Here is a 14,934-nt window from a genome sequence, read left to right as displayed (position 1 = left end):
CTTTGGTGTGACGACATTGTCGCGGATGGATCTGGGGAAGCGCAGCCGCACCTGCCTGTGGTGGCAGAGGGCGGTGCGGCTGGTGTCCGTGGAAAGACCCGGACCAGTAGCCACATGGTGGGAGCTACTTGTGCGATACGACAATGATGGCTGTGAGCGCAGTCACTTGTCAAGAAAATAATCACCATCTAGAAATAGCTCCCACGATGTGGCAACATCGAGCTATGAGTGTGAATCAAACCACAGCCCCCGACGGCGTTGTTCCCGGCGATGTTGCCTCCAGCGGTATTGGCGGTGACACCGTTGCTGCCGGGCCAAAGGCGCCCAAGGGCGACCGTACCGACATGGTGGGCAAGGCCCTGGGCCTGCTTGTCCTATTGGGTGACGAGCCCCGCGGTGCCAGTGCCGCGGAGATCTCGCGCCGCGCCGACCTTCCCTTCAGTACCACGTACCGCCTGCTGGGTTCCCTGACCCGGGACGGCTTTGTGGACTATGAGCCGGACGGCCGCCGTTACCACCTGGGCCTGCGCATCTTCCAGTTGGGGCAGCGGGTGTCCCAGCATCACGGCTTCGCCGGCGCGGCCATGCCGGTGCTTCGCCGAGTGACCGAGCAGACGGGGGAGGCCACCATCCTAAGCGTCCGGGACGGCCATCACCACCTCACCGTCAACAAGGTGGACGGCCCGCAGATGTTCCGGGTGACCAGCGACCCTGGCCACCTGGGCGCCCTGCATGCGACCGCCGTCGGGAAGGCCCTCGTGGCGTTTGCGGACGATGCGGAGCGGGAGGCCCTCATCGAGGAGCTTGAACTCGAGCCGCTCACGGAGCGCACCATCACCGACCGTGCCGCCTTCCGGGCCGAAATGGACCGGGTCCGCCGCCAGGGATACGCCGTGATGGATGAGGAAAACGAGAACGGGATGCGCGCGGTGGCTGTTCCGCTGCTCAACTCCCAGGGCCACGCCTTCGCGTCGCTGGCCACGGCGGTCCCTGTTTTCCGCCTCAGTATGGAAGGCCTTTTGGCCCACGTGCCCCTGCTGCAGGAGGCCGCTGCCGAGCTGGCTGCGCGCCTACCCCAGCGCTAGCCGCAAATGTTCGCATGTAGAACAAGCGTGCGATAAGTGAACAAGTGTTGTACTGTAATCCCTATCACCTGGCCCGCCGCGTCCTCCTTGAGCGCCGCCGCCCGCCACGTGCCGTATCAAAGGAGCTGCCCGGATGAGCAATCGAACTGAGTCCTACCTTGTGGGACTGGTCGGCGATGGCGTGATGCCGTCACTCACTCCTCCCATGCACGAACGCGAAGGCGATGTCCAAGGCCTGCGCTACCTCTACCGCCCCATCGACCTGCTGGAGCTCGGACTGACTGGCGACGCCGTGGGGGAGCTGCTCAAAAGCGCCCGCAGCCTCGGCTTCAACGGCCTGAACATCACCCATCCGTGCAAGCAGCTGGTCCTCCAGTACTTGGACGAGGTCTCGCCGGACGCCCTCCGGCTTGGCGCCGTCAACACCGTGGTGATCGAGGGCGGCCGCTTCATCGGACACAACACCGACTTCTCCGGTTTTGCCGCCGCCCTGGCCTCCGGCCTTCCGGGCGCCCGGCTGGACCGCGTGGTCCAGCTCGGCGCAGGAGGTGCCGGGTCCGCCGTCGCCTACGCCCTGCTCACCGCCGGCGTGAAGACTCTGGACCTGGTGGACACGGACGCCGCCCGCTGCGCGGCGCGCGCCGCCGAACTGGCCGGCTTCTTCCCGGACCGCACCATCACACCGCGTACGACGACGGAGCTAACGCAGCTGATGCCGCTGGCCGACGGCCTGGTGCACTGCACGCCGGTAGGCATGGCCGCCCACCCGGGCGTCCCGCTGGACCTTGACCTCCTCGAATCCCGGCACTGGGTGGCGGACATTGTCTACCGCCCCATCGAGACCGAGCTTGTCCTGGGTGCCCGTGCCAAGGGCTGCGCGGTCCTGGATGGCGGCCGCATGGCCGTGGGGCAGGCGGCTGACTCCTTCCGGATCTTCACCGGGCTGGAAGCCGATGCTGACCGCATGCGCGGACACTTCCTGGAGCTCGTGGCCCAGGAAGAAGTGGCCGCCTGATGCGCACCGGAATCGCCACAGTCTGCCTCTCCGGCACCCTGAAGGAAAAGATGCAGGCCTGCGCCATCGCAGGCTTCGACGGCATTGAAATCTTTGAGCAGGACCTGGTCACCTCACCCGTTACGCCCGAGGACGTCCGCAAGATGGCGGCAGACCTTGGCCTCACCCTGGACCTCTACCAGCCGTTCCGTGACTTCGACAGCGTGTCCGAGGACCTCCTCACGGCCAACCTCCGCCGTGCCGAAGCCAAATTCAAGCTGATGGCCCGCCTGGGCATGGACACCATCCTGGTCTGCTCCAACGTGGCCACGGCCAGCATCGACAGCGACGACCTCCGGGCTGAGCAGCTTGGCCGGCTGGCAGCACTGGCAGGGGACCACGGCATCAAGGTCGCCTACGAGGCCCTGGCCTGGGGCAAGTACGTCAGCGACTACGAGCACGCCCACCGGCTGGTGGAAGCCGTGGACCACCCCAACCTGGGCACCTGCCTGGACTCCTTCCACATCCTTTCCCGCAACTGGGACACTGCGCCCATCGAGGCCTTCAACCCGGAGAAGATCTTCTTCGTGCAGGTTGCGGACGCCCCGAAGCTCTCCATGGACGTCCTGTCCTGGAGCCGGCACTACCGGGTGTTCCCGGGCGAGGGGCAGTTCGAGCTCGCCAAGTTCATGGGCCACGTTGTCAGGGCCGGCTACAGCGGACCGGTGTCGCTGGAAATCTTCAACGACGTCTTCCGCCAGTCGGACGTGGAGCGTACCGCCGTGGACGGCATGCGTTCGCTCATCTGGCTGGAGGAACAGAGCGCCAAGTGGCTCGACGCCAACGCACCCGCTCTGTCCGCTGCGGGCGCCGGACCCACCGGTGCTGGTGGTGCCGCGGCCCCGTTCCGCCGTCGTTATCCCATGGAACTGGCCACCCTCCCGCAGGTGGCCGAACCGGCAGGCTACAACTTTGCCGAGGTCAGGGCCGCCGACACCAAGGGCCTCGAAACTGTCCTCGGCCAGCTCGGCTTTGAATTCAACGGCCGGCACCGCACCAAGGCCGTGCAGCTGTGGACCATGGGCCACGCCCGGGTGATCGTCAACGAGGCGGCCCCCGGGTCGGGGGAGAGCGCCGCGGATGCGTCACCCGCCATCGCGGCTTTGGGATTTGACGTCGCCTCACCCGTGATTGCCTCCGCCCGGGCCCGGCAGCTCAAGGCCCCCGCGGTCCCGCGCACGAGCCAGGCCAACGAGGAGGTGTTCCAGGGCTTCGCGGCGCCGGACTCCACGGAGGTTTTCCTGTGCCAGGGCAGCCCGGACGGCACCGCCGCCTGGACAAGCGAATTCGGCGAGACGGCGGAGCCCCGCGAGGGGCCGGTAGCGCCCGCGGCCGGAGTCACTGCGGTGATTGATCACGTCAACCTGGCCCAGCCGTGGCAGCACTTTGACGAGGCCGTTCTCTTCTACACCAGCGCCCTCGCCCTGACGCCCCAGCCGTTTGCGGAGGTGCCGAGCCCCACCGGCCTGGTCCGCTCGCAGGTCATGGCCACGGACGACCGTTCGGTGCGGCTGGTGCTGAACCTGGCGCCGCTTATCCAGCAGGACGGTGCAGGCGAAGGCCATCGGAAAACCTACCAGGAGCACATCGCGTTCGCCGTGGATGACCTGGTGGCCACCGCCCGGGACTGCAAGGCCCGCGGACTGGAGTTCCTGGAGATCCCGGCGAACTACTACGAGGACCTGGACGCCCGGTTCGGCCTGGCCCCGGATTTCCTGGCGACACTGCAGGAACTGAACCTCCTGTACGACCGGGACGCCGACGGCGAGTTCCTGCACTTCTACACCGCCACCGTGGGCAGCGTGTTCTTCGAAATGGTGGAACGCCGCGGAGCCTATGACGGCTACGGGGCACCCAACGCGCCCGTCCGGCACGCAGTCCAGTACGACCTCCTGCACCGCCCCTAAGACCCGCTCCGGAACCAGCACAGCAACCAACCCGAACAAGCCTTACCAAACCAGCAAAGCACTAACGAAAGGAGCCAACCGTGCCGCAGGACATCAAAGCCCACCAGCTTGAGACTGACGAGTTCGTACCGGCCGCAGAACCCCGCGCCGCGCACCTCCCCCTGGACAGTGCCGTCGAAACCCAGGCCGCTCTCAGTGCTGAGATCAACGCCCTGGGCGAGGCCTATACGCGGGCGCTCAAGGGCGGCGTCGCCGCCGAAACCCAGCCCCGGCTGGACTACGCCCCCTACCGCAGCAGCATCCTCCGGCACCCCACCAAGAGCCTGCACCACGCAGACCCGGAAACCATCGAACTGTACTCGCCCGCCTTCGGGCACCAGGACGTGCACGCGCTCGAAGCGGACCTGACCATCCAGCACAACGGCGAACCCCAGGGTGAGCGGATCATCGTGGCCGGCAAGGTCCTGGACGGCGACGGCCGCCCCGTGGCCGGCCAGCTCGTGGAAATTTGGCAGGCCAACTCGTCCGGCCGCTACATCCACAAGCGCGACCAGCACCCGGCACCGCTGGACCCCAACTTCACCGGCGTGGGCCGCTGCATCACGGGCCCGGACGGCTCCTACCGGTTCACCACCATCAAGCCCGGCGCCTACCCGTGGAAAAACCACCTCAACGCCTGGCGCCCGGCGCACATCCACTTCTCGCTCTTCGGCCAGGAGTTCACCCAGCGCATTGTCACCCAGATGTACTTCCCCGGCGACCAGCTCTTCCCGCTGGACCCCATCTACCAGTCCATCGTGGACCAGGACGCCCGCGACCGCCTCGTGGCCACCTACGACCACAGCCTCACCGAGCCCGAGTGGGCCCTGGGCTACAACTGGGACATCATCCTGACCGGTTCCAAGCGGACCTGGACCGAAAACGAAGCGCTGGGCGCAGAAGGAGACCAGGAATAACGTGACTGCCACCAAACTTGTTGCCACCCCCGGCCAGACAGTAGGCCCCTTCTACGGCTACGCCCTGCCGTACGAGAAGGACAACGAACTGTTGGCACCCGGCTCGGCCGGTTCCATCCGCCTTCAGGGCACCGTGTACGACGGCTCCGGCGCAGCGATTCCGGACGCCATCCTGGAGATCTGGCAGCCTGACGCCGACGGCAAGATCGTGCAGCGCACCGGCTCCCTGGTCCGCGACGGCTACACCTTCACCGGCTGGGGCCGCGGCGCCGTGGGCAACTCCGGCGTGTTCACCTTCACCACCGTGAACCCCGGCCCCACCGAGCCCGGTGCAGCCCCCTTCATCTCCGTGGCCGTGTTTGCCCGCGGCCTGATGAACCGGCTCTTCACCCGGATCTACCTGCCCGAAAACGAGGAAGCCCTGGCCAAGGACCCGCTCCTGAGCTCCCTGGACCCGGAAAGCCGGAAGACCCTGATCGCGCGCCGTGATCCCGACGGCGGACTCAGCTGGGACGTCCGCCTGCAGGGTGAGGGCGAGACGGTCTTCCTGGACTTCCAGTGACGGACGCCGCCTTGGGTAATTTCGGTAGCGCGGAGGACGGTGACGTCGGCCTGCTCAGTCCCGTCTCGGCGTCGCCATTGGTGGCGGCGGTGACCGGCGACCGTGCGGTGCTGGCGGCGATCCTCGCCGTCGAGTCCGGCTGGGCCGCGGTGCTGGAGAAGGCGGGCCTGGCGCCCGCCGGTTCCGCCGCCGTCGTGGCTTCCGCCGCGCAGCCGGGCCGCTACGACGCGGCGGCCATCGCGGCCCGCGCCCAAGGCGGCGGCAACCCCGTCATCCCTTTGTTGGCGGACCTGCGGAAGCAGGTTTCGGCGCTGGACACCGCCGGCGTCGGTGCATTGCGTGCGGTGCACACCTCTCTGACCAGCCAGGACGTCCTCGACACGGCCCTGATGCTGCTCGCGCGCAACACCGTGGAAGCGCTGCTTGCCGACCTGAAAACCACGACGGCGGCGCTCGCAGCCTTGGCGGAAAAGCATGCGGACACGCTGGGGGTGGGAAGGAGCCTGACCCAGCACTCCCTCCCGTTTACGTTCGGGCTGCGGGCAGCGCAGTGGTTCCACGGTGTGGCCGCGGCCGGTCGGCAGCTGGAGAGCGTCACGTTCCCGGTGCAGTTCGGCGGGGCTGCGGGAACCCTCGCCGCCGGCACCGTGCTGGCCGCCGGGAGCCGCGCCACTCCCTTCACGCTTGCCGATTCCCTGGCCAAGCAGCTGGGTCTGGCTCCCGCCCCCGCTCCCTGGCACACCAACCGGCTTGTCATCACGTCCCTCGGCAACGCCCTGGCGGCCGTGCTGGGCGCCGCGGGCAAGATCGCCGCGGACGTCCTGTTCCTGAGCCGGCCCGAAGTGGCCGAACTCGCGGAACCCCGCGCCGCGGGCCGCGGCGTGTCCTCGGCCATGCCGCAGAAGCAGAACCCGGTGCTGTCGGTCCTGATCCGCAGCGCCGCCCTCCAGGCCCCGCAATTGGTGGCGCAGCTGCACCTGGCCACTGCCAACTTCAACGACGAACGCCCCGATGCCGCCTGGCACACCGAATGGCCGGCCCTGCGTGAACTCCTGCGGCTGGCGTTGGGCGCTGCCGGGCACCTCCGTGAGCTCGCCGCAGGACTCCAGGTTTACCCGGACGCCATGCGCCGCAACCTGGACCTCGCCGGCCCGCTGCTCCTGGCGGAAGGGGTGGGCGCCGCCGTCGCCCCGCTTTTGGCAGAGAAGGACGGGCGCACCGGCAAGGAGCAGCTGCAGGACGTGGTGGACCGGACCCTTGCCGCGCCCGCTGCCGAGCAGGGTGCCACCTACCGGCGGCTGGTCCGGGAAGCGGTCCCCGTGGGTGCGCTCACGGACCTGCGGCTGGACGAACTCCTGGATCCCGCCAGCTACCTGGGCCAGGCCGCCGAAATTTCCCGCCGCATTTTGGCCGAGTACCCCGACTATTCCCGTGCCCGCCCCGCATCCTCAACAGACATTGCGTCCGCAACAGACCCCGACCAGAACGGAGCCAACCGTGGCTAAACCGACCCTGAAGGCAGTGCTGCTTTCGCCCGAACGAGCCCTGGGCGAACGCCCGCTGCTGGTGGTGGGCCCCTCGCTGGGCACGTCCTCCGCCGTTCTGTGGGGCGGGACGGCTGCGCTGCTGGCCAACGACTACGACGTGGTGGCCTGGGACCTGCCCGGCCACGGCGTCTCACCCAAAGCCACCGAAACTTTCGACGTCCCCGCCCTAGCTGACTCCGTGGTGGACCTGGTGGATTCGATCGCCCCTGGCGAATCCTTCCACTACGCAGGCGTCTCCCTCGGCGGAGCCACCGGCCTGCAGCTCGGCATCAAGCACGGCGAACGCCTTAAGAGCCTGTCCGTCCAGTGCTCCGGCGCCAAGATCGGCACCCCTGAAGGCTGGCTGGACCGTGCGGAACTGGTCCGCGGCCAGGGCACTCCGGCGGTCATCCAGGGTTCGGCGGAACGCTGGTTCGCACCCGGCTTTATGGACCGCCAGCCCGACCTGAGCAGCAAGCTCCTCCATTCCCTCCGCGATGCCGACCGCTTCAGCTACGCGTTCTGCTGTGAAGCGCTGGCCGGCTACGACGTCCGCGCGGAACTCGGCAGCATCACGGTCCCCACGCAGGCAGTGGCAGGCGCGGCGGATGCTGTTGTGCCGCCGTCGTTCGCGGAAGAAATCGCCGCCGGCATCACCGCCGGGGGAGGCACGGCGAATGCCGTTACCCTCGAAGGTGTGGCGCACCTTGCCCCCGCCGAGGCACCCGCCCACGTTGCAGAACTGCTGCGGAGCCTCATCACGTGGAGCGAATCGCGGTCTGCGAAGTGAGCGGTACTGAACGCCATGGTGTGGTCCAGCCGGACGCCACCAGCCAGGAGATTTACGACGGCGGCATGGTGGTCCGCCGCGAAGTGCTCGGCGCCGCGCATGTGGACCGGGCCAACGCCACCAAGGACGGGTTCACCGAGGACTTCCAGGACATGATCACGCGGATCGCATGGGGTGGGATCTGGACCAGGCCCGGCATTTCCCGGCAGATGCGCTCGGCCGTGACCATCACGGCCATGGTGGCGCACGGTCACTGGGAAGAGCTGGCCATGCACATCCGCGCGGCCATCACCAACGGCCTGAGCCGGGACGAGATCAAGGAAATCCTGCTCCAGACCGCCATCTACTGCGGTGTCCCGTCCGCCAACACAGCCTTCAAGACCGCCCAGCAGGTCTTCCGCGCAATGGACGACGCAACCACGGACATCCCCACAGACACCCCCACCCCTCCCAACTAAGTAGCGCTAACTGTCGTTTTGGAGCCCCATAACGACAGTTACTGCTACCTAGTTGGGACCCACAGAATCAAGAGGAGAAGTTTTGAACCAGGCATTTGTTTACGACGCCGTACGCACGCCGTTCGGGAAGTTCGGCTCGGGCCTCGCGGCCGTCCGCCCGGATGACCTTGCCGCGCACGTGATCAAGGAATCCGTGAAGCGCGCCCCGGGGCTGGACCCCGAACGGATCGATGAGGTCGTATTTGGCAACGCCAACGGCGCTGGCGAGGAGAACCGCAACATCGCCCGCATGGGCACCCTGCTCGCCGGGCTACCTGTATCCATCCCGGGCACGTCCGTGAACCGGCTCTGCGGATCCTCCCTGGACGCCGCGATCATCGCCTCGCGCCAGATCAACGCCGGCGACGCCGAGCTGATGCTCGTGGGCGGGGCCGAGTCGATGTCCCGGGCCCCCTGGGTGTTGCCCAAGACCGAAAAGCCCTACCCGGCCGGGGACATGACCCTGGCCTCCACCACGCTGGGCTGGCGCCTGGTGAACAAGGCCATGCCCAAGGAATGGACCATCTCCCTGGGCGAGGCCACCGAACGGCTCCGCGAGAAGTACGGCGTGACCCGCGAGCAGCAGGACGAGTTCGCCGCGAACTCGCACAACCTCTCCGCCGCCGCGTGGGACGAAGGCTTCTACGACAACCTGGTGACCCCGGTCCCGGGCACCGACCTGGTCCGGGATGAAAGCATCCGCGCCGGCTCCTCGGCGGAGAAGCTCGCCGGGCTCAAGACCGTGTTCCGCACCGAGAACGGTACTGTCACCGCCGGGAACGCGTCCCCGCTGTCCGACGGCGCCTCCGCAGCCTGGATCGGATCCGAGAATGCCGCCGGGCTGCTCGGGCTCGAGCCCCTGGGCCGCATCGCCGGCCGCGGCGCGCACGGCAACGATCCCCAGTTCTTCGGTTACGCCCCGGTGGAGGCCGCGAACAAAGCCCTCGCGAAGGCGGGCATCAGCTGGGACCAGGTGGGCGCCGTCGAACTTAACGAAGCGTTCGCCGCGCAGTCCCTGGCGTGCATCAATGCCTGGGGCATCGACCCGGGAATCGTGAACCGGCACGGCGGGGCGATCGCCATGGGCCACCCGCTGGGCGCGTCCGGGACCCGGATCCTGGGCACCCTCGCCCGGTCCCTGCAGGCCTCCGGCGAACGCTGGGGCGTCGCCGCGATCTGCATCGGCGTCGGTCAGGGCCTCGCCGTCGTACTTGAAAATGTAACTTCTGTGAAGGGCTGAGCAATGCTGACATTTGTAGACACCGTCAACGAGGCCGTCGCCGGCATCAAGGACGGCTCCACCGTGATGATCGGCGGGTTCGGCAACGCCGGGCAGCCGTTCGAACTGATCGACGCGCTGATGGACTGCGGCGCCAAGGACCTGACCGTGGTCAACAACAACGCCGGCCAGGGCGATCAGGGCCTCGCGCTGCTGATCAAGGAAGGCCGGGTGAAGAAGATGATCTGCTCCTTCCCGCGGCAGTCCGACTCCTGGCACTTTGACGCCAAGTACCACGCCGGCGAAATCGAGCTGGAACTCGTCCCGCAGGGCAACCTGGCCGAACGCATCCGTGCCGCCGGGGCCGGCATCGGCGGGTTCTTCACCCCCACCGGCTACGGCACCATGCTGGCCGAGGGCAAGGAAACCCGCATCATCGATGGCCGCGGCCAGGTTTTCGAGACCCCGATCCACGCCGACGTCGCGCTGGTCAAGGCATTGAAGGCCGACGGCGTGGGGAACCTCGTGTACCGCAAAACCGCCCGGAACTTCGGCCCCATCATGGCCGCCGCCGCCAAGCACACCGTGGTCCAGGTGTCCGAGATCGTCCCCACCGGCGGACTCGACCCGGAAAACGTGGTCACCCCCGGAATCTACGTCAACAGCATCGTGAAGGTGGCCTGAGCATGAGCACCGCAACTTCCATCCAGACCAGTGACAAGCCCCTGGGCCGCGACGCCCTCGCCGAACTCGTGGCCCGCGACATCAAGCCCGGCTCCTTCGTGAACCTCGGCATCGGCCAGCCCACCCTGGTGTCCAACTACCTCAAGCCGGAGCAGAACATCACGCTCCATACCGAGAACGGCATGCTGGGCATGGGTCCGGTAGCCGAGGGTGACCAGATCGACGGCGACCTCATCAACGCCGGCAAGATCCCCGTCACCGAACTGCCGGGTGCGTCCTACTTCCACCACGCCGACTCGTTCGCGATCATGCGCGGCGGGCACCTGGACATCTGCGTGCTCGGCGCGTTCCAGGTCTCGGCCACCGGTGACCTCGCCAACTGGCACACCGGCGCCCCGGATGCCATCCCCGCCGTGGGCGGCGCGATGGACCTGGCCACCGGCGCCAAGGACGTCTTTGTGATGATGACTTTGTTGACCAGGGAAGGGGCGTCCAAGATCGTGGAAGCGTGCACCTACCCCCTCACCGGCGTCGGCTGCGTGACCCGTGTGTACACCGACAAGGCCGTCTTCCTGACCGGACCCGACGGCGTCACAGTCCGCGAGACGTTCGGCTGCACCTTGGAGGAACTCCAGGAACTCGTGCCCGTCCCGCTCAAGACCGCAGCCTAGCCCCCTCCGCCACCCTAGGATTGATAACCATGACCAACGCGCCAGCAGCTGCACGCACCGCTCCCCAGGCGAGCGATCAGTACGTGCAGTCGCTGGCGCGGGGGCTCGCTGTCATCCGTGCCTTCGACAACGACCATCCCGTCATGACCCTCACAGAGGTGGCGGCCCGGACGGGCCTCACCAGGGCCACGGCGCGCCGGTTCCTGCACACCCTCGTTGAGCTGGACTACGTCCGGACGGACGGCAAGACGTTCGCGCTCACGGCCAAGGTCCTCCAGCTCGGCTACGCCTACCTCTCCGGGCTGTCCCTGCCCCAGCTGGCCCAGCCGCACCTGGAGGAACTGTCCCTCAAACTGGGCGAATCCACCTCCGCGGCGGTCCTGGACGGGACGGACATCGCCTACATCGCCCGGGTGACCACACGCCGGATCATGAACGTCGGCATCACGGTGGGCACCCGGTTCCCCGCCTACGCCACGTCCATGGGCCGGGTGCTGTTGGCTGCCCTGCCGCCGGCTGCACTCAAGGAGTACCTGGCCGCCGCGGAGATCAAGCCGCTGACGCCGCGTGCCCTGGCATCGGTTCCGGAGCTGCTGGCGGTGCTGGAAACGGTCCGGGAGCAGGGCTGGTGCCTGCTGGACCAGGAGCTCGAGCCGGGCCTGATGTCCGTGGCGGCACCGGTCTACGACGGGCTGGCCAAGGTGGTGGCGGCAGCCAACGTCTCGCTGCAGGCCCAGTCTGTGGCGGACCAGGCGGACCCGCAGGCGTACCTGGCCGCGGTTGCCCGGGAAATTGTGGCGACGGCGAAGCTGATTTCGGCCGACCTGACCGCGCGCGGGTAGGCCCGCCCGGGCCGCGCTGGGGCAGCCTGGTTCACTGCGCCGGGACTGCCCCTGCGCGGCGGGCCCGGGCCTCACTCCGCAGCCGGGTACTACCCGGCTAAGGTAACTGTTTGCCATCCAAGCCCTCCGCCCTACTCCCGCAGCAGCGGTGAGCGCTCTAGACTCAAGCCAACTACGTCCGTAAGGGAGCTGGCGGTTGAAACTGGGCATACCGCGGGAACGGCATGAGGGTGAACGCCGTGTTGCCGCCACACCGGAAACCGTCAAGCAACTGGCGGGGCTTGGCCTCGAGGTCCTGATCGAGGCGGGCGCGGGGGCCGCCGCCGGCCATTCCGACCACGAATATGATCACGCCGGCGCCCGGATTGTCCCGGCGCTCCAGCACGCTGACCTGGACATCCTCGTCCACGTCCGTCCCCTGGAACCCGCGACGGCGGCAGCCCTGAAAAAGGGCGCGGTCACCGTGGGCCTGGCCTCGCCGTCGTCCGAGCTGGCCACGGTACAGGCGCTCGCCGAGGCCGGCGTCACCTCCTTCGCCCTGGAGCTGGTGCCCCGCATCTCCCGCGCCCAGTCCATGGATGCCCTCAGCTCCCAGGCCCTGGTGGCCGGCTACCGCTGTGTGCTGGAGGCCGCCATCCGGTTCCCCCGGTTCTTCCCGCTCTACATGACGGCGGCAGGCACCGTCCCGCCCGCCCGCGTCCTGGTACTTGGTGCCGGCGTGGCCGGACTGCAGGCCATCGGCACCGCCAAACGGCTCGGTGCGCGCGTCTCCGCTAACGACATCCGGCCCGCCTCCGCCGACGAAGTGGCGTCCATGGGCGGCACATTCATCAAACTGGACCTGGAAACGGCCGAGGCGTCCGGCGGCTATGCCCGCGAACTCAGTGCCGACCGCGGTGCCCTCCAGCGCGAACTCCTCGCCCCCCACATCGCCCAGGCAGATGTGCTGATCACGACGGCGGCCGTCCCCGGCAGGCGCGCCCCGCTCCTGGTGAGCCACCAGATGGTACAGGGCATGCGCCCCGGTTCCGTCGTCGTCGATCTCGCCGCTGAGTCCGGCGGCAACGTGGAGGGTGCCGTCCCGGGCGAGGACATCCTGGTGCCCACCGCCGACGGCCAGGGCTACGTCACCCTGGTGGGGCTGAAGGACGCGCCGTCCGCCATGGCCTCGGACGCGTCCCGGCTCTACGCCAAAAACGTGGCCAACCTGCTCGCCCTGATGGTCCGCGACGGCACGGTGGCGCCAGATTTCGACGACGACGTGATCGCCGGTGCCTGCCTCACGCACGACGGCGGGGTGCGGCATGCGCCGACGGCCGAGGCTCTGGCGGCGCTGATCCCCGCCCTGCCGGACCATGAGCCGAGAGTGCGGGACGACGCGCTGCAAGATGATGCTGTGCGGGGCACCAGGGTACGGAACGAGGGGGGAATCTGATGGACGGCATGAGCCTGCTGACAGTCACCGTGCTGGCGGTGTTTGTGGGCTTCGAGGTGGTTTCCAAGGTCTCCAGCACCCTGCACACACCCCTGATGTCCGGTGCCAACGCCATCCACGGCATCATCCTGGTGGGTGCCATCATCGTAGCCGGCCAGGCCGCCGACCCTTGGGTCCTGGCCATTGCGCTGCTGGCCGTGGTGCTGGCCACCGCCAACCTGGTGGGCGGCTTTGTGGTCACGGACAGGATGCTGCACATGTTCCACGCCCGGAAGGAAACTGTCAGGGAGGACGGAAAGTGAGCCTCCTCGACCCGGTCTGGACCTCCCTGCTCTACCTCGCCGCCGCCGTCTTTTTCATCCTGGCCCTCCGCGGCCTCAGCTCACCGCGTACGGCACGGCGCGGCAACCTGATCGGCGCTTTCGGTGCGCTGCTCGCCGTCGTAACCGTCTTCCTGTCCGCCCGGCTGGAGAACATCCCCTGGATCATCGGCGCCATCGCGGTGGGCACCGCCGTGGCCGCCCCGGTGGCCCGGCGCGTGAAAATGACCCAGATGCCGCAGCTGGTGGCGCTGTTCAACGGCGTTGGCGGCGGTGCTGCCGCTCTCGTGGCGCTCCTGGAGCTCGGGCACAATGCAGATCCCTGGGTCCGCCTGGCCATCGTGTTCACCCTCCTGGTGGGTGCCGTGTCCTTCGCCGGCTCCGGGGTCACCTTCGCCAAGCTCCAGGAACTTATGACCACCCGCCCGGTGGTGTTCCCCGGGCTCCCCGTGGTGATGGCGGCGGTCCTGCTCGCCGCGGTGGGCACCGCCGTCGCCGTTGTCCTCACGGGTTCCCTGGCGCTCGCGGTCCTGCTGATGGTGCTGGGCCTCGCCGCCGGCGCGCTGCTGGTGCTGCCGGTGGGCGGGGCCGACGTGCCCATCGTCATTTCGCTCCTGAACGCCTTCACCGGCCTGGCGGTAGCCGCGTCCGGCGTGGTGCTGGACAACGTCCTCCTGGTGGTCGCGGGCACGCTGGTGGGCGCCTCCGGTACCATCCTGACGCGTGCCATGGCCGCGGCGATGGGCCGCAGTGTGGCGGGCATCCTGTTCGGCGCCTTCAAGGGAGGCTCGACGGCGGGGTCCACCGCCGTGAGCGAACGTCCGGTCAGATCCTCCAGCGCTGAGGACGTGGCAGTGCTCCTGGGCTACGCCCAGAGGGTCATCATCGTGCCCGGCTACGGCCTCGCCGTGGCACAGGGCCAGCACACCGCCGCCGAACTCGCGCAGGCCCTGGAAGCCCGCGGGATCGACGTCGACTTTGCCATCCACCCCGTGGCCGGCCGGATGCCGGGGCACATGAACGTGCTGCTGGCCGAGGCGAACGTGCCGTACGAGTCGCTCAAGGAAATGGGCGAGATCAACTCCGAATTCCGGACCGCGGACGTGGCACTGGTGGTGGGCGCCAACGATGTGGTGAACCCGGCCGCGAAGACCTCGTCCGGCTCGCCCATCTACGGCATGCCCATCCTGGAAGTGTCCGATGCGCGCCAGGTCATCTTCCTGAAGCGCTCAATGCGGCCCGGATTCGCCGGCATTGAGAACGAGCTCCTGTACGAACCGCAGACGTCCCTGCTCTTCGGCGACGCCAAAGATTCACTCGCCAAGGTGCTCGGAGCCGTGAAAGCGCTGTAGCGTGCAGACCGTAGCCCTTTCCGCCGCGCCTTCA

General features: G+C 68.1%; 15 protein-coding genes. All 15 read left to right on the top strand.

The features are described 5' to 3' along the window. The first annotated feature begins 344 nt into the window (after positions 1 to 344). The 15 genes from IDT60_RS19810 to IDT60_RS19740 all read left to right on the top strand — a co-directional run bounded on the left by IDT60_RS19810 (position 345) and on the right by IDT60_RS19740 (position 14,900). The gene (locus IDT60_RS19810) at positions 345 to 1,085 is read left to right on the top strand and encodes an IclR family transcriptional regulator (protein WP_223884004.1); all 741 of its coding nucleotides are present in this window, start codon (positions 345 to 347) and stop codon (positions 1,083 to 1,085) included. Positions 1,086 to 1,218: 133 nt separating this feature from the next. Beyond that, positions 1,219 to 2,100: a shikimate dehydrogenase gene (locus IDT60_RS19805; RefSeq protein WP_191080352.1), complete on the top strand. Its 882-nt coding sequence runs from the start codon at positions 1,219 to 1,221 to the stop codon at positions 2,098 to 2,100. Next, positions 2,100 to 4,046 carry a bifunctional sugar phosphate isomerase/epimerase/4-hydroxyphenylpyruvate dioxygenase family protein gene (locus IDT60_RS19800; protein ID WP_191080351.1) on the top strand — a complete coding sequence of 649 codons (1,947 nt, stop codon included), beginning with the start codon at positions 2,100 to 2,102 and terminating at the stop codon, positions 4,044 to 4,046. Before IDT60_RS19805 ends, IDT60_RS19800 begins: the two co-directional genes overlap by 1 nt. 80 nt (positions 4,047 to 4,126) lie before the next feature. Then, a complete protein-coding gene (gene pcaH, locus IDT60_RS19795; protein ID WP_191080350.1) occupies positions 4,127 to 5,002 on the top strand; it encodes a protocatechuate 3,4-dioxygenase subunit beta in 876 nt (291 codons plus the stop codon). Between the two features lies 1 nt (position 5,003). Further along, positions 5,004 to 5,564: a protocatechuate 3,4-dioxygenase subunit alpha gene (gene pcaG, locus IDT60_RS19790; protein ID WP_191080349.1), complete on the top strand. Its 561-nt coding sequence runs from the start codon at positions 5,004 to 5,006 to the stop codon at positions 5,562 to 5,564. After that, the gene (locus tag IDT60_RS19785; protein WP_191080348.1) at positions 5,561 to 7,069 is read left to right on the top strand and encodes a lyase family protein; all 1,509 of its coding nucleotides are present in this window, start codon (positions 5,561 to 5,563) and stop codon (positions 7,067 to 7,069) included. Before pcaG ends, IDT60_RS19785 begins: the two co-directional genes overlap by 4 nt. Continuing rightward, the gene (locus IDT60_RS19780; protein WP_191080347.1) at positions 7,062 to 7,880 is read left to right on the top strand and encodes an alpha/beta fold hydrolase; all 819 of its coding nucleotides are present in this window, start codon (positions 7,062 to 7,064) and stop codon (positions 7,878 to 7,880) included. Before IDT60_RS19785 ends, IDT60_RS19780 begins: the two co-directional genes overlap by 8 nt. Continuing rightward, positions 7,877 to 8,338 (top strand): 4-carboxymuconolactone decarboxylase, encoded by a 462-nt coding sequence (gene pcaC, locus IDT60_RS19775; RefSeq protein ID WP_191082039.1) that lies wholly within the window; start codon positions 7,877 to 7,879, stop codon positions 8,336 to 8,338. The genes IDT60_RS19780 and pcaC overlap by 4 nt, the downstream gene beginning before the upstream one ends. A gap of 82 nt (positions 8,339 to 8,420) precedes the next feature. Then, positions 8,421 to 9,617, top strand: coding sequence for a thiolase family protein (locus tag IDT60_RS19770; protein WP_191080346.1), 1,197 nt, complete (start codon positions 8,421 to 8,423; stop codon positions 9,615 to 9,617). 3 nt (positions 9,618 to 9,620) lie between these two features. Then, positions 9,621 to 10,280, top strand: a complete 660-nt coding sequence (locus tag IDT60_RS19765; protein ID WP_191080345.1) for a 3-oxoacid CoA-transferase subunit A — start codon at positions 9,621 to 9,623, stop codon at positions 10,278 to 10,280. Positions 10,281 to 10,282: 2 nt separating this feature from the next. After that, a complete protein-coding gene (locus IDT60_RS19760) occupies positions 10,283 to 10,951 on the top strand; it encodes a 3-oxoacid CoA-transferase subunit B (RefSeq protein WP_191080344.1) in 669 nt (222 codons plus the stop codon). A gap of 29 nt (positions 10,952 to 10,980) precedes the next feature. Next, on the top strand, positions 10,981 to 11,793 hold the full coding sequence (locus tag IDT60_RS19755; protein WP_191080343.1) for an IclR family transcriptional regulator C-terminal domain-containing protein: 813 nt from the start codon (positions 10,981 to 10,983) through the stop codon (positions 11,791 to 11,793). Between the two features lie 196 nt (positions 11,794 to 11,989). After that, a complete protein-coding gene (locus IDT60_RS19750; protein WP_191080342.1) occupies positions 11,990 to 13,228 on the top strand; it encodes a Re/Si-specific NAD(P)(+) transhydrogenase subunit alpha in 1,239 nt (412 codons plus the stop codon). Further along, positions 13,228 to 13,530 (top strand): NAD(P) transhydrogenase subunit alpha, encoded by a 303-nt coding sequence (locus tag IDT60_RS19745; protein ID WP_191080341.1) that lies wholly within the window; start codon positions 13,228 to 13,230, stop codon positions 13,528 to 13,530. Before IDT60_RS19750 ends, IDT60_RS19745 begins: the two co-directional genes overlap by 1 nt. Further along, a complete protein-coding gene (locus tag IDT60_RS19740; RefSeq protein WP_191080340.1) occupies positions 13,527 to 14,900 on the top strand; it encodes an NAD(P)(+) transhydrogenase (Re/Si-specific) subunit beta in 1,374 nt (457 codons plus the stop codon). The genes IDT60_RS19745 and IDT60_RS19740 overlap by 4 nt, the downstream gene beginning before the upstream one ends. The last annotated feature ends 34 nt before the right edge of the window (positions 14,901 to 14,934 follow it).

Origin of the sequence: Pseudarthrobacter sp. BIM B-2242 (assembly GCF_014764445.1) — a bacterium.
GTDB lineage: Bacteria > Actinomycetota > Actinomycetes > Actinomycetales > Micrococcaceae > Arthrobacter > Arthrobacter luteus_A.
The sequence above is the reverse complement of the archived record's forward strand: the minus strand, read 5'-3'. Positions and strand labels throughout refer to the sequence as shown.